Genomic DNA, 24,481 nt, shown 5'->3' on the forward strand with positions numbered 1-24,481 from the left:
GCACGCACCGTCCCGCTGTCCTTACGGCCTGCTGAGGGGCCGCCGTGCAGCGGAAGGGAGCGGCCGCCGGTGCTTATGTTATGTAACCCCTGCTGCGGGAGTGCACGACGTGGGGGAAAAACGGCGCCCGCGGCGTCGATTGGGCCGGACGGCCGGCAGGAAGGCCGGCAGAAAGAACGGGACGCCCGGGCGATGGCCTGCACGCATGCCGATGAAGACGACGGCCGCGGCGATGACGACGATGATGACGATGGCGATGACGATGACGGCGATGAACACCGCAGCCATGCCCACGACAGGCCCCTGTGAAAGCCCGGCAACGGCAGGCAGGAGAGCAGCCGCGGAAACAAGTGGAAGAAGGAGCGCCTGAGGGCGCATGACGCGCAGCGCCGCTGCAGCGGGAAAGCCCGCCGCAGCGGCGCCGGCGCATCTTCAGGGGTCACCTCCCTCCGGTGCGACCGCGGCGGCCGGTCGGTGCGATCAGGCCGGCAGCACCGCGACGGCGCACCCTTGGCAACAGATTCCTTGCATGAGGTTGACCACTTCGATGCAGATTACAGGCAACGACATAACCAGGAGGCACAGATCGATGCCAGGGAACAATAACTCGATCCTCGTTTCGCAGGCTCGCGCCGCGCTGGAGCAGATGAAGAACGAGACCGCGGCGGAGCTCGGCATCCAGAACTACGCGCAGCAGTACAAGGGCGACCTGCCCAGCCGGGTCAACGGTTCCGTGGGCGGGTACATGGTCAAGAAGATGATCGCCCTGGCCGAGCAGCAACTGGCGGGGGGCACCGGCACCTTCTAGTGCCCTGCCGCACGTTCACTGATCACACTACAAGGAGGAGAGTCTCATGGCGAGCAACAACCAGAGCAGCAACAACTCCATCCTGGTGTCCCAGGCCCGCGCCGCGCTGGAGCAGATGAAGAACGAGACCGCGGCGGAGCTCGGCATCCAGAACTACGCGCAGCAGTACAAGGGCGACCTGCCCAGCCGGGTCAACGGTTCCGTGGGCGGGTACATGGTCAAGAAGATGATCGCCCTGGCCGAGCAGCAGCTGGCCGGCGGCACGGGCACCACCACCATCCGGTAACCATCCTCAGGTAGCACGCAGAAGGGGGAGCAGTCAGCATGGCCAACGTGTTCGGCACGGGTACCACCGGTCAGACGGGCAACAGCAGCAACCAGCTGGTTGTTTCCCGGGCCCGGGCTGCCATGGAGCAGCTGAAGCAGCAGACCGCCGCCGAGCTGGGCATCCACAACTACGACCAGCAGTACAAGGGCGACCTGCCCAGCCGGGTCAACGGTTCAGTGGGCGGGTACATGGTCAAGAAGATGATCGCCATCGCCGAGTCCCAGCTGGCGGGCGGTACCACCACCGGTCAGTTCTGAGCGGGTACGGGAGGCAGGAGCGGCGCACCGCTTCTGCCTCCTCAGTTGATGTAGCGCAGCAGATCCTGGGCGGTGACACTGGTGTGCAGAACCGCGTTCAGGCTGCCGGCGATCAGCTTGGCCATGTCCTCGGTGAGCTCGTCGATCTCCTTGGGCGTGACCACCAGCTCGCCCACCGTCGGCGAGAGCACCTCGCTGAGCAGTTTCTGCCGCTCCTCCCGGGAGTTGAACAGCTGGAAGAAGGGCTTGGTGCCGGCGAAGCTCTGGGCCATGGCCTCGAAGGCGTCCTGCACGATGGTCGTGGCGTGTACGACGGTGGGAACGCCGATGGCGATGACGTCGACCCCCAGGGACTCCCGGTTGAGCGCCTGCCGCTTGTTGCCGATGCCCCCGCCCGGGGCGATGCCGGTGTCGGCGATCTGGATCGTCGTGCCGATGCGCTCCACCGACCGCGCTGCCAGCGCGTCGATGCAGATGACCACCGCGGGCTTGATGCGTTCCACGATGCCGAGGATGACTTCGGCGGTCTCGATGCCGGTGGTGCCCAGCACCCCGGGGGCGATCGCCGCGACCGCCCGAAGGCCCCCGGCCACGTCGGCGGGCACGAACTCCCGCAGATGGCGGGTCACCATCAGCTTCCCGGTGACCCGCGGCCCCAGTGCGTCCGGCGTCGCGTTCCAGTTGCCCAGCCCCACCACGAGGACGGTGTCGTCCTCCTTCAGGTGCAGCAGCTTGTTCAACTGCTCCACCAGGATCTTGCCCACCTGCTCCTGCAGATCCCGGTTTCGCCTGCGGAGCTGGGGCGCGTCAATGGTCACGTAGTTGCCGGCGGGCTTGCCGATGGTCTGCTCCCCCACGCCCGGCATCACCTCGACCCAGGAGACGGTGGCGACGTCGTACCGCTCCTCCCGCATCACCACTCCCGGCAGCTCGGTCCGGGCGTCCCCCCTGGCCGCGGCGGTGGCCTCCAGGGCCAGGTCCGTGAAGGGGCTCAGATAATCCCGTGCCTGCACATCTTTCCCTCCCGATTCGGTGGGTAACACCGCCTGCGCCTATTCTCTCCTGCGCAATGGCGGCGCATACCTGCGCGGCAGGGATCGATTGGCCTGTGTGGATGGCCTGGCGGATGCGCCACGTGCGGATTTCTTTACCCCCTTGATTGGTTCGGATATAGTATTAGGCAGCACGGCGCGTCCGGGGGGTGGCAACGACGAGCAGCGGGCAGAAGGGGCTGAAGCCCCACCACATCGATATGGGCGAGCGGGGCATCTACCACACCGACAACCGGCTGAATGACCTGACCGGCAAGGAGTGGGTCTTCGCCACCCGGTCGGTCATCAACAAGAGCTACCCGCCTTCCTTCCAGTTTGCGCTGCGCAGCCGGCACGGCGGCCAGAAGCCGCCGGAACTGTGCGCGGACCTGATCCGCACGTTCACCAAGTCCGGCGAGCGCGTGCTCGACCCGTTCATGGGGGTGGGCGGCACGCTCATTGGCGCGACCATCTCCGGCCGGCGGGCGGTGGGGGTGGAGATCAACCCCCGCTGGATCGCGATCTACCGGGAGGTCTGCAGCCTCGAGGGGCTGCCGGAGCAGGAGGCCGTCTGCGGCGACAGCCGCACGGTGCTGGCCGGGTTTGAGCCGGAGTCTTTCGACCTGGTCCTGACGGACGTGCCCTACTGGAACATGGACCGGCGCCGCAGGTCGAAGGGGAAGTTCAAACGGGCCGACGGGCCCGCGGTGGAGCCGCGCCGCTCCAAGCTGTCGCCCTTTGCGCCGGATGAGACCGAGACCGACGTCACCGGCATGCAGGGCAAGGAGGAGTGGCTGGATACCATGCGGGCCGTGTTCGCGGCGGCCCTGCGGCTCCTGCGTCCCCGGCGGTACATGGCGGTCTTCATCGGGGACATGTACCACTCCGGCCGCTACCACATGCTGTCCGCGGAGCTGGCAGGACTCCTGGAGTCGCTGGGGCTGGTGCTGAAGGCCAACCTGATCTGGTACGACGTCTCCAAGAAGCTGCACGTGTACGGCTACCGGTACGAGTTCATCCCTTCGATGGTCCATCAGAACATCCTGGTGTTGCGCAAGGAATGACGGAAGAGGAGGGGCCCGGTGAAGCCGCTCTGGGTGCAGAACCGGAAGTACATCGGCAGCAAGCACAACCTGCTGCCGTTCATCGAGCAGGTGGTGGCGGAGCGGGCCCCTGAGGCCCGCTCCCTCGCCGACCCGTTCACCGGCTCCGCGGTGGTCGCGTACCATTTCGCCGCCCGGGGCCTGACCGTCGCCGCAGCCGACAACCTCTACCACAACTACATCGCCGCCCGGTGCTTCCTGGGCGGCCGCCCGGGCGAGGTGCGCTGGGACCGGGTGGCCGAGCTGATCGCCCATCTGAACCGGCTGCCACCGGAGCAGGGCTACTGCTGGCGGGAGTACGGCGGCACCTACTTCACGCCGGAGAACGCCGGCCGTATCGACGCCGTCCGGGAACAGATCGCCCGCTGGCGGCAGGAGCGGATCATCGGGGAGCAGGAGGAGGCGGTGCTGCTCACGAGTCTGATCTACGCTGCCGACAAGGTCGCCAACACCTGCGGCCAGTACGACGCCTTCCTGAAGCACCTGGGCGCGAAGCCCTATGCCGAGGACGGCACCCACCTGGTTGACGCGACGGTCTACAAGCCGCTGGAGCTGGGCCTGCCGCAGGTGGTGGAGTCGGAGGCCAACCGGGTTTACTGCGGCGATGCCGATCACCTGATCGACCGGATGGAGGCGGACGTGCTCTACCTGGATCCGCCGTACAACAGCCGGCAGTACATTGACAACTACCACGTGCTGGAGAACATCGCCCGATGGGAGAAGCCCCGCCTGTACGGCAAGACCCGCAAGTTTGCCCGGGACGGTCTGAAGTCCGCCTATTCCCGGCGGTCGACGGCCGGGGCACATCTCACCCGGCTGATCCAGCGGGCGCGGGCGCGGCACATCCTGCTCTCTTATAACAATGAAGGAATCATCCCGGACGAGGTGATCCGGGCCGCACTGGAGCAGCGGGGCCCGGTGGAGCTGTTCGAGCGGCGCTACGCCATCTTCGGCAACGGCGCGGGGCGCTCGGGCCGACGGCCGATCGTGGAGCGGCTGTTCTACTGCAGAGTGGTGCGATAATACAACTTTAGAAGGATCATGGAGTTGCATGTGGAATTCCTCCTTCATTCCGACCCAGGATGAAGGAGGAAGTCATGTCCAGGAGATGGATGACCGCCGTCGCGACGGCCCTGCTGGTGATCAGCAGTGCGGCGCCTGCCGCCGCAGCAGCCGCTGAGCCGGCTCCCGTCGTGGATTCGGCCCCCCAGCCAGACTCACAGCAGACTCCCTCGTCTCCCGCTGACGCCACCGGGCCGGAGGCGCCGGCCGACGCACCGGCGCTGCCCGATGAGGCGGCCGATGACGACGCCGACCCGGAAGCCGGCGCAGCGCCCGGATCCGTGACGGATCCCGATCCTGAGGCCGAACCTGAGACCGAGCCTGAGACCGAGCCTGAGACCGAGCCTGAGACCGAGCCTGAGACCGAGCCTGACACGGAACCCGCCCTCTTCGCGGACCTTCCGCAGGATCACTGGGCCTACCCGGAGGTGGAGCGCCTGGTCGCGGCCGGCGTGATCCACGGCGACCCGGCGGGCCGCTTCCGGCCCGACGCCCCCATTTCCCGGGCGGAGTTCCTGAAGATGCTGCTCACGGCGCGCCGGCTGGATCCGGCCGGGAAGTGCGCCGGCCTGTTTGCCGACGCCCAGTGCTGGACCTGGTACGCCCCTTACGTGGAACTGGCCTACCGGCTGGCCATCGTGGAACCCAAGACCGATATGCTGGATGACGAACCCGATTACTTCGACCCCGAGGGGGCCATCACCCGGCAGGAAGTGGTGACCGCCCTCATCCGCGCGACAGGGAAGCGCTGGACCGCGCAGACCATGCACTGGCGTGAGGCCAGCGAGATCCTCGGCCGCTACGCCGACGGCGCGGACGTCACGGAACCGTACCGCAAGCCCATGGCCCTCGCCCTCACCGAGGGGCTGGTGCGCGGCTTCGGCGACGGGACGCTGCGCCCGTGGCACCAGGTGACCCGCGCCGAGGCGGCGGCCCTGGTGGGCCGGGTGCTGCTGGACGCCCCTGACCTGCCGACGGTGAGCCTGGACGGCCATGAGGTGGTCTACGTCGACGCGCTCGACATGCGCACCACCATGTACACCACCGGCGAGGCCGGCGTGGGGACGCGGACCGCCACGGGCGTCACCGTGCGGCCGGGCGCGGTCGCGGTGGACCCGGCCGTCATCCCGCTGGGAACGCTGCTCTTCGTCGAGGGGTACGGCTACGCGGTGGCCGTGGACACCGGCGGGGCGGTGAAGGGCAACGCCATCGACCTGTTCGACTGGGTCTCCCACCGGGAGGCGCTCCTCTTCGGCATCCAGACCCGCCGGGTCTGGGTCCTGCCCTGACAGGCAGAAAAGGAGCGGCCCTGGGGCCGCTCGGAGAGGAGAAGTGGGAGAGGAAACGGAACGGAGAAAGAGCCCATCCTGTGGGGTGATTACCGCTCAACTCGGCATCGGCTCTCACTGATCGTTAGCATGCCCACGAGGGACGCGGCTATACAGGATGATCCGGGCGATTTCGGGGAAGAAGAGCGAAAGGTGAGTCGCCGTGCGTGTCATCACAGGATCGGCGAAGGGCCGGCCGCTGAAGACCGTCAAGAGCCGCGCCGTCCGGCCCACCAGCGACCGGGTGAAGGAGTCGCTGTTTAACATCATCGGGTCCCGGGTGGTGGATGCGGACTTCCTGGACCTGTTTGCCGGATCGGGCGCTGTGGGCATCGAGGCGCTGAGCCGCGGCGCCCGTGCCTGCGTGTTTGTCGAATTGCAGACCGCCCACCTGAAGGTGGTGGCGGACAACCTGAGGACGACAGGACTGGCCGGGCGGGCGGAGCTGATCCGCCGGGACGCCCGCGCCGCTCTGGTCGATCTGGCCCACCGCGGCCGCCGGTTCGACTTCATCTTCGTCGATCCGCCCTATGGGCAGGACCTGGTGCCGGCGGTGCTGGCGCTGATCGATGGTCACGGCGTGCTGGCCGAGGACGGCTGGGTGATCTGCGAGCACCACGCCAAGGACCCGGTCCCGGCGGCAGCAGGAGGTCTGTATCGGTTCAGGGAAGTACTGTTTGGTGAAACGATGCTATCCATCTATCGGGCTGACGCCCGTGATGCCGGGGGGCAGAATTCGTGATCAAGGCAGTCTGTCCCGGGAGCTTCGATCCCGTGACGCTCGGACATCTCGATATCATCGAACGGGCCGCCCGCACCTTCGACGAGGTCGTCGTGGCGGTGCTGACCAACCCCCGCAAGGAGCCGCTCTTCACCGTGGAGGAGCGGCTGGAGATGTTGCGGGAGGCTACCAAGCACATCCCCAATGTCTCGGTGGCGGCCGCGGACGGCCTGCTGGTGGACTTCGCCCGCCAGCAGGGGTGCCGGGTCATCGTGAAGGGACTCCGGCCGATTCAGGACTTCGAATACGAATGGCAGATGGGCGCCGTGAACCGGCAGTTGGACGGGAACATCGAGACGTGCTTCCTCATGAGCCGCATCGAGTACGCACACCTCTCCTCGAGCATCGTGCGGGAACTGGCCTACTTCGGCCGCCCGACGGAGGGGCTGGTGCCGCCGTTCACCGCAAGGCGGCTCCGGGAAAAGTTCGCCAAGACACAACCCTGACGCGGGGAGGTTTGCGCCGTGGAGATCATGGCTCTGATCGACCGGCTGGAAGAGCTGATTCAGCAGGCCACCCGGGTGCCGCTCACCGGCAAGATCCTGCTCGATCCGGATGAGATTCTGGCCATCGTCGACGAGATGCGCGAGGTGGTGCCGAGCGAGATCCGGGAGGCCAACCGGGTCGCCCGGGACCGGGAGACGATCCTGGCCGAGGCCCGGGAGCAGGCCGAGGAGATCCTGCGGGAGGCCCGGGCGCTGGCGGCGCAGCTGACCAGCGAGGCCGCGGTGACCAAGGAGGCGCAGACGCAGGCCGACGAGCTGATCGACCAGGCCAAGCGGGTGGCGCGCGAGATCCGGCAGAACGCCCTGGAGTGGGCGGACGAGCTGTTCGCCCGTGCGCAGCCTGAGCTGGAGCGGATCGCGGCCGACACGCAGCGGGCCGTGGCCGCCGTACGCAAGGCCCGGGAGGAGCTGCAGAATCAGCTCTAGCCGGCGAGGGGGGAGCCCATTGCGGGCGGTCGTCCTGTGGTTTCGCCAGCTGGACGCGTGGGTTCGACGGCTGTTTGTGCTGTCGAGCCTCATTGCTGTTCTGGGCGCCGTTCTGGTCTATACGCCGACCCCATACTACGTGACGGCACCCGGCGCCGCCATCGACACCAGCCGGCTGGTGACGGTGGAGAACGGCGACGTTCACCGGGGCCATCTGTACTTGCTGGTGGTCAACACGCAGCCCGCCAACCTGTTCTGGTACCTGTACGCCCAGGTGGACCGGCGGGCCGTGCTGGAGACGAAGGAGCAGTACCTGGGCAGCTTCGAAAGCTACGCCGAGTACCTGGACTGGAACCGGCAGCTCATGACCGAAAGCCAGCGCACCGCCCGGGCCGTGGCCTTCCAGCAGCTGGGCTTCGGCGAGGGGGTGCGCTCCGTCGGGGCCCGGGTCGTGGGCGTGCTGACCGACAGCCCGGCCCGCGGGCTGCTGCACGCCGGGGACGTCATCGTGGCGGTCGCGGGGGAGCCGGTTACCGGCAGCGAGTCCCTCCGCAGCCGGATGGCCGGCATCCCCGGGGGGGAAGAGGTGCCCGTCACCGTCCTGCGCGGCGGCGGGGAGGTGACCCTGACCCTGCCCACCCGGGCATCGCAGGAGGCGGGGCGCGAGGGCAGCGCCGTCTTCGGCATCACCATCCAGGACGAGCTGGAGTTCGACGACGATGCCGTGCCGGTGGAGATCCGCTCCGGATCGATCTTCGGGCCGTCCGCGGGCCTCATGTTCACCCTCCAGATCATCGACCAGCTGACCCCCGGCGGCCTCACCGACCTGGTGGTGGCCGGCACCGGGACCATCGAGCCCGACGGCCGGGTGGGGCGCATCGGGGGCGTGCAGCAGAAGGTGTACACGGCCGAGGCCGCCGGCGCGGACCTGATGTTCGTCCCCCGGGGCAACTACGAGGAGGCGATCGCCGTGGCCACCCGGGTGCAGGTGGTGCCGGTCGACCACGTGCGCGACGCCCTGGAGTGGCTGCGAGCGGCCGGGCCGCAGGACGGATAGGTTGCCATCGTTCTGCGGAGAGTATGCGGTGTGGGCGGGGCTGCCTTCCCTTACAGGGGTTCGTAATTGTTGACAAGGAAAGGCATGCGTCGATATAATACTGCTTGTGCCCGCGCCGCACGCCCGGGCGCGGGGCCAGGATTGGGGTGGTTTCCCGTGCGCATTGATGTGGCGGACATCAAACAGGAGGTCGGCAGCCACAAGCTTACCGATCTGTCGGTCACCCTGGATTCTGCCGAGTTCGGCGGGGCGGAGGTCCGGTTCGACCGTCCGTTCACCGGCAAGGCGAAGATCTGGAACCTGGGCGACCGCCTGCTGGTGCAGGCGGAACTTCAGGGCGAGGTCCGGCTGACCTGCAGCCGCTGCCTCCGGGAGTACACACAGCCCGTGTCCGTGTCCTTCGAGGAGGAGTTCAGGGAGGGGGAGCCGGGCGCGGAAGGGCCGGATGAAGAGGACGGCGACGAGTCCGTGGAGCCAGTCTCGTTCTACAGCGACGACGAGCTGGACGTAACGGAGGTGGCGCGCGACCACATCCTGCTCGCGCTGCCCATGAAGCCGCTCTGCAGCGAGGCGTGCCAGGGGCTCTGCCCCCGGTGCGGCAAGGACCTCAACGAAGGGCCGTGCGGCTGCGGCGGGGCGGAGGAGAACGTTGATCCCCGGCTGGCGGTGCTGAAGGATCTGCTCCGTAAGCCGGATTCCAATTCCTAATCTATTCCCCCCGGGACCGGGTCTCGGGTCCGTCATCGGAGTTGACGGAGCATGGAAAGGGGTGTTATTCAGCATGGCGGTTCCGAAGAGAAAGGTGTCCAAGTCCCGTAGGGACTCCCGGCGGGCCCAGACCTTCCGCCTTGAGGCGCCGAACCTGAGCCCGTGCCCGAATTGCCGGACGCCCAGGCTTCCGCACCGGGTCTGCCCCAACTGTGGCTACTACCAGGGCCGGGTCGTGATCCAGCACGAGGCCGAAGCTGCCGAGTAGGGCGCACTCGGGCTGTACAACCGCATCGCGTTTGGGACGGAGGCAGGAAGCGTTGCTCCTGCCTCTGTTTGCGTTTTGCCGGCCCCCTGCCTCCGCCGCGGCGGCCCTCACGACAGCCGCTTCTCCAGCTCCAGTTCGTCGTGGATCGGGATGCCGTGCTCCCCCACCAGGGGAATGGTCGGCTTCAGACGCCGGGCCTCGTCGATGGCGCCAGGGTGCACGGCCACCAGCCGGTACCCCCTCCGCTGGTAGAACCGGAGGGCGTCCAGGTTGTCGTTGGAGGTGATCAGCCACACCCGCCGGCAGCCGGCCTGCCGGGCGGCGTCCTCCACCGCCTGCAGGAGCGCGGAGCCCACGCCGCCGCCCGGGCGGATGGCGTTGAGGCTCATGAGCTCGCAGTCCGTTCCCTCCACGTGAAACGTCGCAGCGCCTACGGGCGCGGCGCCGTCCCAGGCGATGAGCGCCTGCAGGTCCGCGAGCCGGTGCACCCGGCCTCGGGTGATCATGGTCTCTCCGCCCCATTCCGCGGTCCAGAGGTCCCGGAGCCACTGTTGATCGGCCAGGGTTCGGGGCGGCTGAATACGGTACGGATGCATGTCCCAGTCCTCCTTCGGCAGCCCCGGCCTTCGGCTGTGCGCGCACCGGCCAGAGCAAACATCACAAATAGACGTTTACTCCTGCTTTCGGTTCAACACAAGGCGTGCGGCGACCCGCCGGGTTGAAACCCGGGTTCGCCCCTCCAGCGTCGATCCGTATGGAAGGGAGTTGGGCGACATGGGTCGGGCGGCATGGATCGTCGTCGGCTGGCTGATGATCCCCCTGGGCATCGGGCTCGCCGTTGTGCAGGCGGTTCCCGGGGAACCGCCGGGGGTGGCGGGGATCGCACCGCCGGCAGCGGAGGCGCAGGCCCGGGCGGCGGAGGCGCAGGCCCCCGCCACGGCGGTCCTGGCGGGTGAGGGGGCTGACGCAGGGCCGTCCGGGGTGGAGCTGCCGGAGGAGTGGCGGCGCGCCATCGATCAGGTGGTGATCCCGCGGGAGGTGCTCGACAGGCTGCCCGAGCTGGCGGCGATCCAGCAGAAGCTGATGCGGGTGGACGGCGTCCTCATGTCGTGGACCGATCACCGCAACGGAAAGGTGTTCGTTGGCGTGCGGTCGCTGGAGGCCCGTGAGCGGGTGGAGGCCGCCATCGCCCGGGAGGGCATCCCGCCGGAGTGGGTGGAGATCTTCGGCGGCGCAGGGCTGCTCTCCGAGGAGCGGCCGCTGGAGGGGTGCCAGCTGGCCGACCCGCCGCGCCCGGAACCGGGGCCGCAGTATCTCGAAGTCACCCCCGCGGTCGTCCGGCCGGGACAGGGGATTTCGCTGGTGATCCGGGGCGTGCCCGAAGACCAGCTGATGCGGGGCGTGGAGGCCTACCTGGAGTGCTGGGACGGCGAGGGCTGGTCCCCGCGTTTCTACCTGATCACCGCCTACGGGGGAGGAGGGCCCCACAGCGTGCTGTACGGGGGCCCGCTGGTCATCGTCGACCTGGGGCTGTTCGGCACCGGACCGGAGCGGCACCTGGTTCCGGATCAGCTGGAGCCCGGCTGGTACCGCATCCGCAAGCCGCTCGGGCGCACCCGTTTCGTCCCGGCGGAGGTCGTCGGGTACCTGCAGGTGCGCTGATCCCTGCGCCAGCTGGTAGCGGTGTGAGAGGTTCGGGCACAGGGCACGAGGTGCGATGGATTTGCCCTTGGCGCGCCGGTGAAGTGGAAGTTTGTCGCAGTTGGACGGCGCCGCTGCCCTGCGCCCGATGGTTGAGATGTGAAAGGTGTGGGTGCGGGGCACGAAGAACGTTCGTCGCAGTTGGGCGGCGCTGGGGCCGTGGGCCTGACGGTTGACATGCAAAGGGTTCGGGTGCAGGGCACACACGGAGTGCCTGAATGGGGGCTGCCCCGGGGAGTCATCCGCAGTGACTCGGGGCAGCCCCCGGCGCTTTGTGCGTCGCCCGCGCAAGCGAAAGCGCATTTGGGGCGCTACCGGCGTGAGATCGCTATTGCCAGCCCTTTCCCCGGCCGCTATAATTGTCACCAGATCATAAAACCTCGTTTTAGAAGCGAGTGTCCACAGCAGCTGATAAGACCGGGTGGCGCGGCCCGGTGCCACCCATCGCAGGAGACAGGCGAGGTGGTTCTCTGTGACGGCCGGATTGAAGAAGCGGGACCGGCAGGCTGCGCTGCGGGAGAAGATCCGCGAGAACCCGTTCCTCAGCGACGAGGAGCTGGCGCACATCTTCGGCGTCAGCATCCAGACCATCCGGCTCGACCGGCTGGCCCTGGGGATCCCGGAGCTGCGGGAGCGGACCAAGTCGGTGGCGGAGCGCACCTACGGCATCGTCAAGTCCATGGGTTCCAAGGAGATCGTCGGCGAGCTGATCGACATCGTCCTGGGCGAGCGGGGCATCTCCATCCTGGAGACCACCGAGGACATGGTCTTCGAGCGCAGCCGGGTGGTGCGGGGACAGTTCATCTACGCCCAGGCCGAGTCCCTGGCGATCGCGCTCATCGACGCCGACGTGGTGCTGACGGGCCTCGCCAACATCAAGTTCAAGCGGCCGGTCACCGTTGGGGAGAAGCTGGTGGCCAAGGGGGAGGTCATCCGCCGCCGGCGCAACCAGCACGTGGTCCTGGTCGAGACGCGCGTGGGCACCGAAAACGTCTTCCGCGGCAAGTTCTCCGTGTTCGAGGTGGATCCGGCCAGAGTCGGAGGAGGCGTATAAGATGGGCTTTCGCATCGCCGTAGACGCCATGGGCAGCGACGCAGCACCCGCCCCGGAAGTCTCGGGTACCATCCAGGCGGCCCGCGAGTGGCCGGACCTCCGCTTCGTGCTGTTGGGCGACGACTCCCGCATCCGGGCCGAGGCGGAGAAGGCCGGCGGGCTGCCCGGCAACGTCGAGGTCGTGCACACGACCCAGGTGATCACCCCGGATGAGGAGCCGACCAAGGCCGTCCGGTCCAAGAAGGACGCCCCCCTGACGGTGGCGGCCCGGCTGGTGAAGGAGGGGCAGGCCGATGCCCTGCTCAGCGCCGGGTCCACGGGCGCCCTGGTGGTGGTGGGCACGCTCGGCATCGGCCGGATGAAGGGCATCGACCGGCCGGCCCTGGGGACCATCATGCCCACCGTGAAGCAGCCGGTCTTCATGCTGGACGTGGGTGCCACACCCGACGCCCGGCCGGAGTGGCTGGTGCAGTTCGCCCTCATGGGCGACATCTATGCCCGGGAGATCCTGGGCCTCAGCCGCCCCCGGGTCGCGCTGCTGAGCAACGGCACCGAGGCGGAGAAGGGCAACGCCGTCGTCAAGGCGACGTACCCGCTCCTGCAGGAGCTGCCGTCCATCCACTTCATCGGCAACATCGAGGCCCGGGACGTCCCCTTCGGTGGCGCCGACGTGGTGGTCGCCGACGGGTTCCCCGGCAACGTGCTGCTGAAGACCTACGAGGGCGTGGCGATGGCCCTGTTCCAGTCCCTGAAGGAGGCGCTCACCGGTTCGCCGCTGACCGCCGTTGGCGCCGCCCTGGCCAAGCCCGGGCTGAAGAAGATGGCGAAGCGGTTCGACTACACCGAGTACGGCGGCGCTCTGCTGCTGGGCCTGAAGGCGCCGGTGGTCAAGTGCCACGGCTCCTCCAACGCCCGGGCGATCTACAGCGGGCTCCGCGTCATGAAGCTGGCCCTGGAAGGCCGCGTGATCGACCGGCTGGCTGAGGCGATCGCCCAACTGCCGGCCAAGAATCCGAAGGAAGAGGGGGATCCCCCGGCATGAAGATACGCCCCGTCGGCATCACCGGCCTGGGCATGGCGGTTCCCGAGCGGGTCCTGACCAATCACGACCTGGAGCGGATGGTGGACACCTCCGACGAGTGGATCCGCACCCGCACCGGCATCCGGGAGCGGCGGATCGCGGCGCCCCACGAGGCCAGCTCGGACTACGCGCTTCGTGCGGCCCGGGAGGCGATGGCGCAGGCGGGGGTGACGCCGGAGCAGATCGACCTGATCATCTGCGCCACGGTCACCCCGGACATGCCCATGCCGGCCACGGCCGCCCTGGTGCAGGCTGCCCTGGGCGCACACCGGGCTGCCGCGTTCGACCTGTCCGCCGCCTGCCCCGGCTGGATCTACGGCGTGGTGATGGCGCAGCAGTCCATTGCCACGGGGCTCTACGACTGCGCCCTGGTCATCGGGGTGGAGCTGCTGTCCAAGATGGTGAACTGGCAGGACCGCAAGACCTGCGTGCTGTTCGGCGATGCGGCCGGCGCGGCGGTGCTGCAGCCGGTGTCGGAGGGGCGCGGCATCCTCTCCTCCGTGCTGGGGGCCGAGGGGGCGGGCCACTGCCACCTCTACACGCCTGCGGGCGGCTCCCGCCTGCCCGCCTCGCCGGAGACGGTGGCGCAGGGGCTGCACTACGTGCACATGAACGGGCCCGAGGTGTTCAAGTTCGCAGTGCGGGTCATGGACGAGGCCACGGTGCAGGTGGTCGAAAAGGCCGGCCTCACGGTGGGCGACATCGACCTGCTGGTGCCGCACCAGGCCAACGTCCGCATCATTGACAGCGCGGTGAAGCGGCTGGGGCTGGCGCCGGAGAAGGTGGTGGTCAACCTGGATCGCTATGGCAACACCTCGTCCGCGTCGATCCCGGTGGCCCTCACCGAGGCGCTCACGGAGGGGCGGGTGCGGGACGGCGACCTGGTGGTCTGCGTGTCGTTCGGAGCCGGTCTGGTATGGGGCGCCCTGGCGCTGCGCTGGGGGCGATAAGGCAAGGGGGGAATACGGCAGATGGGGATTCGCATTGTGACCGACAGCACCGCCGACCTGCCGAAGGAGCTGTGCAGGGAGCTGGGGATTGAGGTGATCCCCCTGACCGTCCGGTTCGGGGAGGAAGCCTACCTGGACGGCGTGACCCTGGATTCCGACGGGTTCTGGGCCAAGCTGAAGGAGAGCCCGCACCACCCCAGCACCGCCCAGCCGGCGCCGGGGGACTTCCTGGAGGTGTACCGGCGGATCCACGAGGCGGGGGACGAGATCGTGTCGATCCACATCTCCTCCAAGATGTCCGGCACGGTCAACTCGGCCGAGATCGCCGCGCAGATGCTCCCGGAGGCCCGCATCAGCATCGTGGACACCCGGTCGGTGTCGCTGGGGCTCGGCCTGGTGGTGATCGGCGCCGCCCGGATGGCCAGGGAGGGCAAGAGCCGGGAGGAGATCGTCGCCTGGGCCCACAAGACCTGCGACCGGATGAACATCCTGTTCACCATCGACACGCTGGAGTTTCTCCAGCGGAACGGACGCATCGGAAAGGCGACGGCCCTGCTCGGGGGGCTGCTGGGTATCAAACTGATCCTCCAGGTCGACAAGGAGGGCGTGGTGGCCCCGGCGGATAAGGTCCGCGGCCGGTCGCGGGTGTTCGCCCGGGCCCGGGAGATCATGCACGAGCGGGTGCCGCCGGGCCGGCGCATCCGGATGGCGGTGGTGCACGCGCAGGCACCCGAGCAGGCGCAGGCCTGGGGCGAAGAGGTGAAGCGGGACTACCAGGTGGAGGAGTACCTGGTCGGCCAGCTGGGGGCCGTGGTCGCCTGCCACGCGGGGCCGGGGGCCTTGGGCGTCATCTTCCACGAAGTTGACTGAACGGGGCTGGTTCCGGTCAATCCTTATGGCAGCCACGAAACCGTGAAGTGAGGACTGACGGAATGGCGAAGATCGCGTTCCTCTTCCCGGGGCAGGGCGCCCAGTACGTCGGCATGGGGCTGGAGCTCGCCCGGGAGTTCCCGGAGGTGGCCCGCCGGTTCGAGCAGATGAACGAGCTGGTGGGGTTTGACCTGCGCAAGCTGTGCTGGGAGGGGCCCGAGGAGGAGCTGAAGAAGACCGCCAATCAGCAGCCGGCCATCCTGGCCCTCTCGGTGGCCTGCCTGGAGCTGCTGCTCCGGGAGGGCATCCGGCCGGACGTCACGGCGGGCCTCTCCCTGGGGGAGTACAGCGCGCTGGTGGCGGCCGGGGTGCTGACCTTCGAGGAGGCGGTGCCGCTGGTGCGCCGGCGCGGCACGTACATGCAGGAGGCGGTGCCCCTGGGCACCGGTGGCATGGCGGCGCTGCTCGGACTTACGGCCGAGCAGGTGGACGAGCTGTGCGCCCGGGCGGCCCGGGAGACGGGCCGCCACGTGGAGGGGGCCAACTACAACTGCCCCGGTCAGGTGGTTGTGGCGGGCCACACCGAGGCGCTGGAGCGGTGCATGGCCCTGGCCGTGGAGGCCGGGGGGCGCGCCGTCCGGCTCTCGGTGACCGCGCCCTTCCACTCCCGGCTGCTCACGCCGGCCGGCGAGCGGCTGGCCGAGGCCCTGGCGGCCGTCCCGCTGCGGGAGGCGCAGGTGCCCGTGGTGTCCAACGTCACCGCCGACTACGTCACGCAGCCCGGAGAGATCCGGCGGCTGCTGATCGAGCAGGTCTCACGGCCCGTGCTGTGGGAGGCGTCAATCCGGCGCATGATCGCCGACGGCGTCGACACCTTTGTGGAGGTAGGCCCCTCCAGGACGCTCACCGGCTTCCTCCGGAAAATCGACAAGGGCGTGCGGGCCCTGCATGTGGAGGACCCCGGGTCCCTGGCCCGAGTGCTTGATTCCCTGGGGAGGGTTTGCTAAGATGAACCTATCTACGCAGGTGGCAATTGTTACCGGTGCCACAGGCGGTCTGGGCCGGGCGATCAGCCTCGCCCTGGCCCGGGAGGGCGCCGCGGTGGTGGTGAACTACGCCCGGAGCGCGGAGAAGGCCGCCGGGCTGGTGGAGGAGATCTCCGCCCAGGGGGGCCGGGCGCTCGCGGTGCAGGCCGACGTCGGAACCGCCGAAGGGGCCGAGGCCCTGGTGAAGGCGGCCCTGGACCACTTCGGCCGGGTCGACATCCTGGTGAACAACGCCGGCATCAACCGGGATACCCTGATCATGCGGATGAAGGAGTCCGACTGGGATGACGTCCTCGATACGAATCTTAAGGGCGCCTTCCTCTGCATCAAGGCGGTGTCACGGCCGATGATGAAGGCCCGGTACGGGCGCATCATCAACATCGGCTCCGTGGCAGGACTGGCGGGCAACGCCGGGCAGGCCAACTACTCCGCCGCCAAGGCCGGGCTGGTGGGGCTGACCCGGGCGGTGGCCCGGGAACTGGGCAGCCGGAACATCACGGTCAACTGCATCGCCCCCGGCGCGATCGATGCCGGCATGCTGCTGGAGCTCAGTGAGGAGCAGCGGAGCAACTACCTGCGACAGATTCCCCTGGAGCGCTTTGGCAGGCCCGAGGACGTCGCCGCAGCGGTGGTGTTCCTCGCCGGTCCGGGCGGTGCGTACATCACCGGACAGACGATCGCGGTCGACGGCGGCCTGACCATGTACTAGAATTCTCGTGGTGAGGTTTCGAATCCCTGAGAGGAGGTGAACCTGCCCATGTCCACTGATCCGATTTTCGAGAAAGTCAAGGCGATCATCGTGGACCAGCTCTCCGTCGAGGAGGAAGAGGTGACGATGGAGGCCTCGTTCATCGAGGACCTCGGCGCCGACTCCCTCGACATCGTGGAGCTGATTATGGCTCTGGAAGAGGAGTTCGATCTCGAGGTCCCCGACGAGGACGCGGAGAAGCTCACCACTGTTGGCGCTGCGGTGAACTACATCAAGGAGCATAAGTAGAAGCGCCAGGGATCGCGTGAACACCCGAAGTCCCGTAACGACGCTTACATGCTGTAGCGCCGCTGCGGGGCTTTTCCTCTCTGAGGGGGGATGGCCGTGTCCGTGCTGGACCCAGGCCGGCGCGCCTGGTGCGCCGAGGCCCTCGGCTACGAGTTCCGCGATGAGTCGCTCCTCCTGGAGGCCCTGACGCACACCACCTACGCCAACGAGCACCCGCGCGCCCGCGCCAACGAGCGGCTGGAGTTCCTGGGCGACAGCGTGCTGGGCATGGTGATCGCCGCACACCTCTACGAGCGCTACCCGGACCTGCCGGAGGGTGAGCTGACCAAGATCCGCGCCGCGGTGGTCTGCGAGCCGTCGCTGGCGGAGCGCGCCCGCGTCCTGGGGATCGGCCGGCACATGCGGTTCGGCCGCGGGGAGGCGGTGTCCGGCCGCGACCGGGACTCCACGCTGTCCGACGCGTTCGAGGCAGTGGTGGGGGCGCTGTACCTCGACGGCGGCCTGGAAGCGGCACAGCGGTTCGTGCTGCGGGAGCTGGGGCAGCTGGTCGAGGCGGCGCGCCAGGGCCTCGTGCGCGTGGACTACAAGACGCAGCTGCAGGAGCAGCTGCAGCGGCAGGGGGCGGCCGCCCCCCAGTACCGGCTGCTGGTGGAGGAAGGGCCGGCGCACCTGCGACGCTTCCAGGTGGGGGTCTACTTCGAGGGGCGGCTGCTGGGCACCGGCTGGGGGCGGAACAAGAAAGAGGCCGAACAGGAGGCGGCGCGCCAGGCGCTGATGCCGGAGCACCACTCGGGCTGAACACGCCCGGGTGGTGCTGTCCCGCGTCATCTGCAGGTTGTGACACAGGTCGCTGAATTTCCAGAGGAATCTTTATGCCGACAGAGGGAAAAAGCGGTTTTGTATAGAATGGACAATCATACACCTACTACACCACAGAATGAGCAGCGCTGTTCTGGTTAGTTTGGGGGGGATTTCTGGATGGAAGCACTAAAGGTCTCAGCAACTTCGAACCCGAAATCGGTTGCAGGTGCTCTGGCTGCTGTTCTGCGTGAGAAGGGCAGCGCTGAGGTCCAGGCCGTGGGAGCGGGTGCCGTCAACCAAGCGGTCAAGGCGATTGCCATTGCGCGCGGGTACGTGGCGCCCAACGGAATCGACCTCATCACCATTCCGGCCTTTGCGGAGATCGCCATCGAAGGGGAGGAGCGGACGGCGATTCGGTTCATCGTGGAACCCAGGTAAGATCCAGTGGGAGAGGAGACAGAGCGCCACTTCCGGCCGCGGGGCGGCCGGAAGTGGCGCTCTGTTCTTCGGGCAGCAAAGGAGAGTCCGCTCCTGGTGTCGAATACCATCCGTCGCGTGAGCGCCGGGCGCAGTGCCGCCCGGCGCCCCCGGAAAGGGGTTCGGGCCCCTTCCGGCGTTGCGTGGGAGGCAGCGCAGATTGTACCTCAAGCGACTGGAGATCCTGGGATTCAAGTCCTTTGCCGAGAAGACCGAGCTGGAGTTCACCCCCGGCATCACGGCCGTGGTGGGCCCCAACGGGTCGGGCAAGTCCAACGTCTCGGACGCGATCCGCTGGGTGCTGGGCGAGCAGTCGGCCAGGGCCCTCAGGGGCGGCTCGATGGCCGACGTCATCTTTGCGGGCAGCGACGGCAAGCGGGCCATGGGCTTCGCAGAGGTTTCGCTGGTGCTGGACAACAGCGACGGCGCGCTGCCGCTGGATTTCACCGAGGTCATGATCACCCGCCGGGTCGACCGTTCCGGCGAGGGCGAGTACTTCATCAACCAGGTGCCGTGCCGGCTGAAGGACGTGCAGGAGCTGTTCATGGACACCGGCATCGGCAAGGAGAACTACTCCATCATCGGGCAGGGGCGGATCGACGAGATCCTCTCCTCCAAGCCCGAGGACCGGCGTGCGCTGTTCGAGGAGGCCGCCGGCATCTCGCGCTACAAGGCGCGCAAGCGGGAGGCTCAGCGGCGCCTGGAGGAGACCGAGCAGAACCTCCTGCGCATCACCGACATCATCGGCGAGCTCACCAGCAACATGGACGCGCTGGCCCAGCAGGCCGAGAAGGCCACCCTGTACCAGGAGCTGGACGGCGAGCTCACCCGGCTCGACGTCGGCCTGCTGGCCCGCCAGCTGCAGACCGTGGTGTCCCGGCTGGAGGAGCAGCGGGCTGTGGGCGCCGAGCTCGCCCAGAAGGCGGCCGACATCGAGCAGCGCATGCAGACGGCGGAGGAGGCTCTTGAGGTCTCCCGGCAGCTGGTCGCCGCCCTGGACGAGGAGCTGAACGTGCTCTCTGTGCGGCTGACGGAAGCGGCCAGCCGCCAGGAGCGGGCGGAGGGCCGGCTGGCCCTGGCCGTCCAGCAGCGCCAGGGGCTGGAAGCGGACCGGGCCCGGCTCGAGCGGGAGCTGGAGAGCCTGGCGGCCAAGCTGGCGCAGGTGGATGCCGAGCTGGCCGACCTGAAGCGGCAGGAGGCTGCGGTGGAGCAGGAGGGGCTGCGGCTGGCGCAGGAGCTGTCGGCGCTGGAAGCGGAATGCCGTGCGGCCGAGCAGGCCGCCGCCGCCGCCCAGTCAGAGGTGGAGGCCCGGAAGGACCGCATCGTGGCCATCCTGCAGCTGGAGGCCGAGCGGCGCAACGGCGTCCAGGCGGCTGAACGGGCCGCCGACGAGGCCAGGCGGCGGCTGGCGCGCCTCGGGGAGGAGCGGAAGCGGGCCGAGGCCGATGCCGCCGCGACCCGGGCCCGGTCGGCGGAGGTGGCTGCGGATAAGGCGCGCCTCGTGCAGGAGCGGGAGACGTTGCTGGCCGAGCTGGCGGACCTCACCGCCCGGCGGCAGGCGGCGGACGAGGAGCTGCGGGACCTGGAGGCCCGTCGTGCGGCCCTGCGGGAGGAGATGCAGGCCGCTTCCTCCCGCCTGCGCACCATTGAGGAACTGATCAGCGGCTTTGAGGGCTACCAGCGGGGACCGCGGACCGTCCTGCAGGGGCGGGAGAAGGGAGCCCCTTGGGCGGCCGACGTGCTCGGCGCCGTGGCCGAGGTGGTGCGCACGGAGCCCCGCTATGAGCGGGCGATCGAGGTGGCCCTCGGCAGCGCCGTGCAGAATCTGATCACCGCCACCGACGCCGGCGCCAAAGCCGCCATCGAGCACCTGAAGCGGACGGGCGGCGGCCGTGCCACGTTCCTGCCGCTCAACACCATCCGGCCCCAGGGGTACCGGCCCGAAGAGGAACGGGAATTTCGCGGGGCGCCGGGCATACTGGGGGTAGCGCTGGAACTGGTGCGGTTCGACGAGCGGTTTCGGCCGGCCATCGCGTCCCTGCTCGGCAGGACGCTCGTCGCCGAGACGCTGGACGCCGCGCTGGCGCTGGGGCGCAGGACGGGGCAGCGCTTCCGCATCGTGACCCTGGACGGCGAGGTGCTGGCCGCCGGCGGCGCCATCACGGGCGGCGACGCGGTCGGCCGGGGCAGCGGCCTGCTCGCGCGCGAGCGGGAGCGGGACGAGCTCCGGGCCCGGGTCCAGGAGCTGCAGGCCGAACTGGAGGCGGTGCGGCGGGCCTGCGAGCAGGCCGCGGCGCGCCGGACGGACCTGCTGGGCCGGATCGACGAGGCCTCGACCCGGCTCCGCAAGCTGGAGGGCCGGCTGACCCAGACCGAGGGCGACGAGCGGCGGCTCTCCGACGAGGCCCGACGCTGGGCCCAGGTCCTGGAGACCCATGCCCAGGAGGCGGCGTCCATCGAGGCGGAGATCGCCGCGGCGGGGGAGAGCGCGGAGCGGCTGCGGCGTGAGCTGGCGGAACTGGCGGCGGAACGGCAGGGCCTCGAGGCCGAGGTGCGCAGCCTGACGGCCGAGGGGCAGCAGCGTGAAGAGTCCCTGGGCCAGCGGCGCCGGGCCGTGACCGATCTCCAGGTCCGCCTGGCGGGGCTGCACGAGCAACTGCGGTCGCTGCAGGCGCAGCGCCGCCGGGCGGAGGCCGACCGGGAGGCGCTGGACCGGGAGCGGCTGGGGCGCGAGCAGGAGCAGGCTGCCGTGGCGTCCCGGCTGGAGCAGACGGCCGCCGAGCAGGAAACCGCCCGGGCGGAGGCCGAGGAGGCCGCCGCGGCGCGGGCCGCACTGGCCGCGGAGCGGGATGAGGCCCAGGCCCGGAAACTGGCGGCGCAGGAGCAGGTGAACGCCCGGGAGCGGGAGCTGCGCTCCCTGCGCCGGGCCCTGAGTGACGTCCAGCACCGGTGTCAGCAGGGGCAAGTGGAGGAGGCGCGCCTCGCCCAGGAACAGGAGGGTCTGGTGACCCGGCTGGCCGAGCAGTACGAGCTCACCGCCGCCGAGGCCCTGCCCCGGGCCCTCCCCGAGGAGGAGACCGACTTTGCCAGGGCGCGCATCGCCGCCCTGCGGGAGCAGATCCGGGAGCTGGGGCCGGTGAACCTGCAGGCCATCGAGGACTACCGGGCCGCCAGGGAGCGGTTGGACTTCCTGCAGGCGCAGGAGGCCGACCTGCAGGAGGCGAAGGCTTCCCTGTACCGGGCCATCAGCGAGCTGGACCGGCGCATCAAGTCGCACTTCTACGAGTCGTTCCAGGAGATCCGGCAGGCGTTCCAACAGGTCTTCACCGAGCTGTTCGAGGGCGGCAAGGCCGACCTGCGGCTGGTGGACGAGGACGACCTGCTGGAGACGGGCATCGAGATCATCGCCCAGCCGCCGGGCAAGAAGGCCCAGCCCCTCAGCCTGCTTTCCGGCGGCGAGCGGGCCATGACGGCGATCGCGCTGCTCTTCGCCCTGCTCCGGGTGCGGCCATCCCCCTTCGTCGTGCTGGACGAGGTGGAGGCGGCCCTGGACGAGGCGAACGTGGAGCGGTTCAGCCGCTACCTGAAGCACGCGTCGGAGCACTGCCAGTTCATCTGCATCACCCATCAGCGGGGCACCATGGAGGTGGCCGACGCCCTCTACGGCGTCACCATGGAAGGCACCGGGGTCTCCCGGGTGGTCTCGGTCCGGCTGGTCGACATCGAAACGGAGGCGAGCTAGATGGGCAAGGAGGATCTGCGGCTGGACGAGTCCGGGAGACCGGTGGAGGAGGACGGCGGCCACAGGCTGCCCGGCTGGGTGTACGGGCTGCTCCTCGCCCTGCTGGTGGTGATCCTGCTGGGCGTGGAGTCGATCCTGAACTGGCTCCTGCCCTGAGCGGGCACGCCCGGGGCGGGCACGTGCATGCTGAACACCCCCCGTCCGGCCTGGCGGAGCCGGAGGTGATCCTGTGCCGGCCAACGGCGGGCGGGGCGTTGGCGAAGGAGAGAGCCCTGTGTCGTTCTTTGAGCGGTTGAAGGCAGGCCTGCAGAAGACCAAGGAGGCGCTCATCGGGCAGGTCAACACCGTGATGAGCGTCTTCCGCAAGATCGACGACGACCTGTTCGACGAGTTGGAGGAGGCCCTGATCCGCGGCGACGTAGGCGTGGCCACCTCCGCCAAGCTGGTGGAGGAACTGCGGCGAGAGGCGCGGCAGAAGGGGCTGAAGAACGGCGACGAGCTGCTGCCGCTGCTGAAGGAGCTGGTGGCGGAGCGGCTGGGCAGCGGAGCGGCGCCGCTCAGGCTGAATGAAGGCGGGCTGACCGTCATCCTGGTGGTGGGCGTCAACGGCGTCGGCAAGACGACCACCATCGGCAAGCTGGCCCGTCACCTGCGGGAGGACCGGGGCCTGAAGGTGGTCCTGGCCGCGGCGGACACCTTCCGGGCGGCCGCGATGGACCAGCTGAAGGTCTGGGGCGAGCGGGCCGGCGCCGAGGTGGTGGCCGGGCCGGAGGGCGCCGACCCTGCGGCCGTGGCGTTCGATGGGGTGAAGGCCGCACGGGCGAGCGGGGCCGACGTGCTCATCGTGGACACGGCGGGGCGGCTGCACAACAAGGCCCACCTGATGGCGGAGCTGGGCAAGATCGCCCGGGTGCTGGGCCGGGAGGTGCCCGGCGCCCCTCACGAGACCCTGCTGGTGCTGGACGCCACCACGGGGCAGAACGCCATCCAGCAGACCCGGCTGTTCAAGGAGACCGTGCCCGTCACGGGCATCGCCCTGACCAAGCTGGACGGCACCGCCAAGGGCGGCGTCGTGGTGGCGATTGCGGACACCGAGCAGGTGCCCGTGAAGTTCATTGGCGTCGGCGAAAGGCTGGACGACCTGCAGCCCTTCGATCCGCGGCAGTTCGTCGAGGCGCTGTTCAGCGAGTAGAGACGGCAGGCGGCCGCCTGGGTTGACAGGCGGCCGCTGCGCGTCCGTACACAGTGTTCAGGCGGTCCGTTGGCCGCCGGGAGAGCATGTGGAGGGAGGGGGGCCGATGGGTCCGTACGTCCCGGGCGTTCTGCGCCTTACTTCCCTTCCCGCCGGTCGCAGTAGATCTGCATCGCGTCCCGCAGGAACCGGGCGAGGCCGGGCTTCGTCATGTCGATGTTCCGGGTGAACCGCTCGTCCTGCACGTACATCTCGCCCAGCCCGCGGAAGACCTCCAGCGAGCAGTCGTAGTACCACTTGCTGATGTGCTCGTGCCAGCGGCCGACCCACTCCTGCACGGCAGGGTCGGCGGGATCCCGGTCCATCAGGCGGGCGATGTTGCCGTAGATCTCGCCGTCCTCCGCCGCGATTCTCTGCCAGTCCTGCCGGGTGTACTTCCGGGTCCGCTCCGCCGACTCCCGGAACTCCCGGGATCCGCCCCAGCGCTGCCTGGCCTCCTCCTCGTACTCGCCCGGATCGAACCCGTCGAACAGTTCCTTCATCTCTTCCCTGGTGTCCATGGGGGCATCCTCCCTTTCCATTGCCGCCAGCGTGCGGTCGACCGTGGCGATCAACCGCTCGATGCGGGCTTTCCGCTGCAGCAGCGCCTCCCGGTGGGCCAGCAGGGCCTGCCGCCGGTCGAAGCCGGGGCTTTCCAGGATGGCCGCGATCTCCCTCAGGCTGAACCCCAGTTCCCGGAACAACAGGATCTGCTGCAGCCGTTCCAGATCCTCCCTGGAGTAGAGCCGATACCCTGCGGCCGACTGCCCGGCCGGCTTCAGAAGCCCGATCTCGTCGTAGTGGTGCAGGGTCCGGACGCTGATGCCGGCCAGTTCGGCCACTGCCTTCACCGTCAGGGCCATCTGCT

General features: G+C 69.0%; 29 protein-coding genes. 25 read left to right on the top strand and 4 right to left on the bottom strand.

Annotated features, from left to right (window positions below):
• Positions 1-78: 78 nt before the first annotated feature.
• Positions 79-288 (bottom strand): hypothetical protein, encoded by a 210-nt coding sequence (locus STH_RS18735; protein ID WP_043713715.1) that lies wholly within the window; start codon positions 286-288, stop codon positions 79-81.
• A 301-nt stretch (positions 289-589) separates the two neighbouring features.
• Here STH_RS18735 and STH_RS07235 point away from each other — a divergent pair, with 301 nt between their 5' ends.
• Genes STH_RS07235 through STH_RS07245 form a run of 3 tightly spaced genes read left to right on the top strand, consistent with a single transcriptional unit; the run spans position 590 to position 1,393 of the window.
• On the top strand, positions 590-808 hold the full coding sequence (locus STH_RS07235; RefSeq protein WP_011195560.1) for an alpha/beta-type small acid-soluble spore protein: 219 nt from the start codon (positions 590-592) through the stop codon (positions 806-808).
• A 46-nt stretch (positions 809-854) separates the two neighbouring features.
• Positions 855-1,094, top strand: coding sequence for an alpha/beta-type small acid-soluble spore protein (locus STH_RS07240; protein WP_011195561.1), 240 nt, complete (start codon positions 855-857; stop codon positions 1,092-1,094).
• A 38-nt stretch (positions 1,095-1,132) separates the two neighbouring features.
• Positions 1,133-1,393 (top strand): alpha/beta-type small acid-soluble spore protein, encoded by a 261-nt coding sequence (locus STH_RS07245; protein WP_050742162.1) that lies wholly within the window; start codon positions 1,133-1,135, stop codon positions 1,391-1,393.
• Positions 1,394-1,434: 41 nt separating this feature from the next.
• Here STH_RS07245 and gpr read toward each other — a convergent pair whose 3' ends face one another.
• On the bottom strand, positions 1,435-2,406 hold the full coding sequence (gpr, locus tag STH_RS07250; protein WP_011195563.1) for a GPR endopeptidase: 972 nt from the start codon (positions 2,404-2,406) through the stop codon (positions 1,435-1,437).
• Between the two features lie 188 nt (positions 2,407-2,594).
• On the opposite strand from gpr, the gene STH_RS07255 reads away from it, so the two are divergent.
• The 9 genes from STH_RS07255 (at position 2,595) to rpmF (ending at position 9,663) form a co-directional block, all read left to right on the top strand.
• Complete coding sequence (locus STH_RS07255) at positions 2,595-3,488, top strand: DNA methyltransferase (RefSeq protein WP_011195564.1); 894 nt, start codon at positions 2,595-2,597, stop codon at positions 3,486-3,488.
• An 18-nt stretch (positions 3,489-3,506) separates the two neighbouring features.
• Positions 3,507-4,550 carry a DNA adenine methylase gene (locus tag STH_RS07260; protein ID WP_011195565.1) on the top strand — a complete coding sequence of 348 codons (1,044 nt, stop codon included), beginning with the start codon at positions 3,507-3,509 and terminating at the stop codon, positions 4,548-4,550.
• 74 nt (positions 4,551-4,624) lie between these two features.
• Complete coding sequence (locus STH_RS17105) at positions 4,625-5,878, top strand: S-layer homology domain-containing protein (RefSeq protein ID WP_158506867.1); 1,254 nt, start codon at positions 4,625-4,627, stop codon at positions 5,876-5,878.
• 202 nt (positions 5,879-6,080) lie between these two features.
• A complete protein-coding gene (gene rsmD, locus STH_RS07270; RefSeq protein WP_011195568.1) occupies positions 6,081-6,659 on the top strand; it encodes a 16S rRNA (guanine(966)-N(2))-methyltransferase RsmD in 579 nt (192 codons plus the stop codon).
• Positions 6,656-7,144, top strand: a complete 489-nt coding sequence (coaD, locus tag STH_RS07275; protein WP_011195569.1) for a pantetheine-phosphate adenylyltransferase — start codon at positions 6,656-6,658, stop codon at positions 7,142-7,144. The genes rsmD and coaD overlap by 4 nt, the downstream gene beginning before the upstream one ends.
• A gap of 18 nt (positions 7,145-7,162) precedes the next feature.
• Positions 7,163-7,630, top strand: coding sequence for a hypothetical protein (locus STH_RS07280; protein WP_011195570.1), 468 nt, complete (start codon positions 7,163-7,165; stop codon positions 7,628-7,630).
• 19 nt (positions 7,631-7,649) lie between these two features.
• Positions 7,650-8,687, top strand: coding sequence for a YlbL family protein (locus STH_RS07285; protein WP_011195571.1), 1,038 nt, complete (start codon positions 7,650-7,652; stop codon positions 8,685-8,687).
• Positions 8,688-8,843: 156 nt separating this feature from the next.
• Positions 8,844-9,395, top strand: a complete 552-nt coding sequence (locus STH_RS07290; protein ID WP_043713718.1) for a YceD family protein — start codon at positions 8,844-8,846, stop codon at positions 9,393-9,395.
• 73 nt (positions 9,396-9,468) lie between these two features.
• On the top strand, positions 9,469-9,663 hold the full coding sequence (gene rpmF, locus STH_RS17935) for a 50S ribosomal protein L32 (protein WP_011195573.1): 195 nt from the start codon (positions 9,469-9,471) through the stop codon (positions 9,661-9,663).
• A gap of 107 nt (positions 9,664-9,770) precedes the next feature.
• Here the strand turns inward: rpmF and STH_RS07295 are convergent, their stop codons facing one another.
• The gene (locus STH_RS07295) at positions 9,771-10,259 is read right to left on the bottom strand and encodes a GNAT family N-acetyltransferase (RefSeq protein WP_011195574.1); all 489 of its coding nucleotides are present in this window, start codon (positions 10,257-10,259) and stop codon (positions 9,771-9,773) included.
• A 178-nt stretch (positions 10,260-10,437) separates the two neighbouring features.
• Between STH_RS07295 and STH_RS07300 the strand changes: the two genes are divergently transcribed.
• From STH_RS07300 to ftsY, 13 genes are all read left to right on the top strand, one after another.
• A complete protein-coding gene (locus tag STH_RS07300; RefSeq protein ID WP_011195575.1) occupies positions 10,438-11,325 on the top strand; it encodes a hypothetical protein in 888 nt (295 codons plus the stop codon).
• Positions 11,326-11,836: 511 nt separating this feature from the next.
• Positions 11,837-12,418 carry a transcription factor FapR gene (gene fapR / locus STH_RS07305; protein WP_043713721.1) on the top strand — a complete coding sequence of 194 codons (582 nt, stop codon included), beginning with the start codon at positions 11,837-11,839 and terminating at the stop codon, positions 12,416-12,418.
• A 1-nt stretch (position 12,419) separates the two neighbouring features.
• Positions 12,420-13,460 carry a phosphate acyltransferase PlsX gene (gene plsX, locus STH_RS07310; RefSeq protein ID WP_011195577.1) on the top strand — a complete coding sequence of 347 codons (1,041 nt, stop codon included), beginning with the start codon at positions 12,420-12,422 and terminating at the stop codon, positions 13,458-13,460.
• Positions 13,457-14,449: a beta-ketoacyl-ACP synthase III gene (locus STH_RS07315; RefSeq protein ID WP_011195578.1), complete on the top strand. Its 993-nt coding sequence runs from the start codon at positions 13,457-13,459 to the stop codon at positions 14,447-14,449. Before plsX ends, STH_RS07315 begins: the two co-directional genes overlap by 4 nt.
• Positions 14,450-14,470: 21 nt before the next feature.
• Positions 14,471-15,319 carry a DegV family protein gene (locus STH_RS07320; protein ID WP_011195579.1) on the top strand — a complete coding sequence of 283 codons (849 nt, stop codon included), beginning with the start codon at positions 14,471-14,473 and terminating at the stop codon, positions 15,317-15,319.
• Between the two features lie 62 nt (positions 15,320-15,381).
• Positions 15,382-16,326, top strand: a complete 945-nt coding sequence (gene fabD / locus STH_RS07325; RefSeq protein WP_011195580.1) for an ACP S-malonyltransferase — start codon at positions 15,382-15,384, stop codon at positions 16,324-16,326.
• 1 nt (position 16,327) lies between these two features.
• Complete coding sequence (gene fabG / locus STH_RS07330; RefSeq protein ID WP_011195581.1) at positions 16,328-17,074, top strand: 3-oxoacyl-[acyl-carrier-protein] reductase; 747 nt, start codon at positions 16,328-16,330, stop codon at positions 17,072-17,074.
• A gap of 48 nt (positions 17,075-17,122) precedes the next feature.
• A complete protein-coding gene (acpP, locus tag STH_RS07335; RefSeq protein WP_043713724.1) occupies positions 17,123-17,362 on the top strand; it encodes an acyl carrier protein in 240 nt (79 codons plus the stop codon).
• A 90-nt stretch (positions 17,363-17,452) separates the two neighbouring features.
• Positions 17,453-18,160: a ribonuclease III gene (gene rnc / locus STH_RS07340; RefSeq protein WP_011195583.1), complete on the top strand. Its 708-nt coding sequence runs from the start codon at positions 17,453-17,455 to the stop codon at positions 18,158-18,160.
• Positions 18,161-18,340: 180 nt separating this feature from the next.
• Positions 18,341-18,601, top strand: coding sequence for a stage V sporulation protein S (locus tag STH_RS07345; RefSeq protein ID WP_011195584.1), 261 nt, complete (start codon positions 18,341-18,343; stop codon positions 18,599-18,601).
• 199 nt (positions 18,602-18,800) lie between these two features.
• On the top strand, positions 18,801-22,382 hold the full coding sequence (gene smc, locus STH_RS07350) for a chromosome segregation protein SMC (RefSeq protein WP_011195585.1): 3,582 nt from the start codon (positions 18,801-18,803) through the stop codon (positions 22,380-22,382).
• On the top strand, positions 22,383-22,538 hold the full coding sequence (locus STH_RS18740; protein WP_011195586.1) for a hypothetical protein: 156 nt from the start codon (positions 22,383-22,385) through the stop codon (positions 22,536-22,538).
• A gap of 118 nt (positions 22,539-22,656) precedes the next feature.
• Complete coding sequence (gene ftsY, locus STH_RS07355) at positions 22,657-23,574, top strand: signal recognition particle-docking protein FtsY (RefSeq protein ID WP_043713727.1); 918 nt, start codon at positions 22,657-22,659, stop codon at positions 23,572-23,574.
• Between the two features lie 137 nt (positions 23,575-23,711).
• Here the strand turns inward: ftsY and STH_RS07360 are convergent, their stop codons facing one another.
• Positions 23,712-24,476 carry a MerR family transcriptional regulator gene (locus STH_RS07360; RefSeq protein ID WP_011195588.1) on the bottom strand — a complete coding sequence of 255 codons (765 nt, stop codon included), beginning with the start codon at positions 24,474-24,476 and terminating at the stop codon, positions 23,712-23,714.
• Between the last annotated feature and the right edge of the window lie 5 nt (positions 24,477-24,481).

It is taken from the genome of Symbiobacterium thermophilum IAM 14863 (assembly GCF_000009905.1).
Classification (GTDB): domain Bacteria; phylum Bacillota; class Sulfobacillia; order Symbiobacteriales; family Symbiobacteriaceae; genus Symbiobacterium; species Symbiobacterium thermophilum.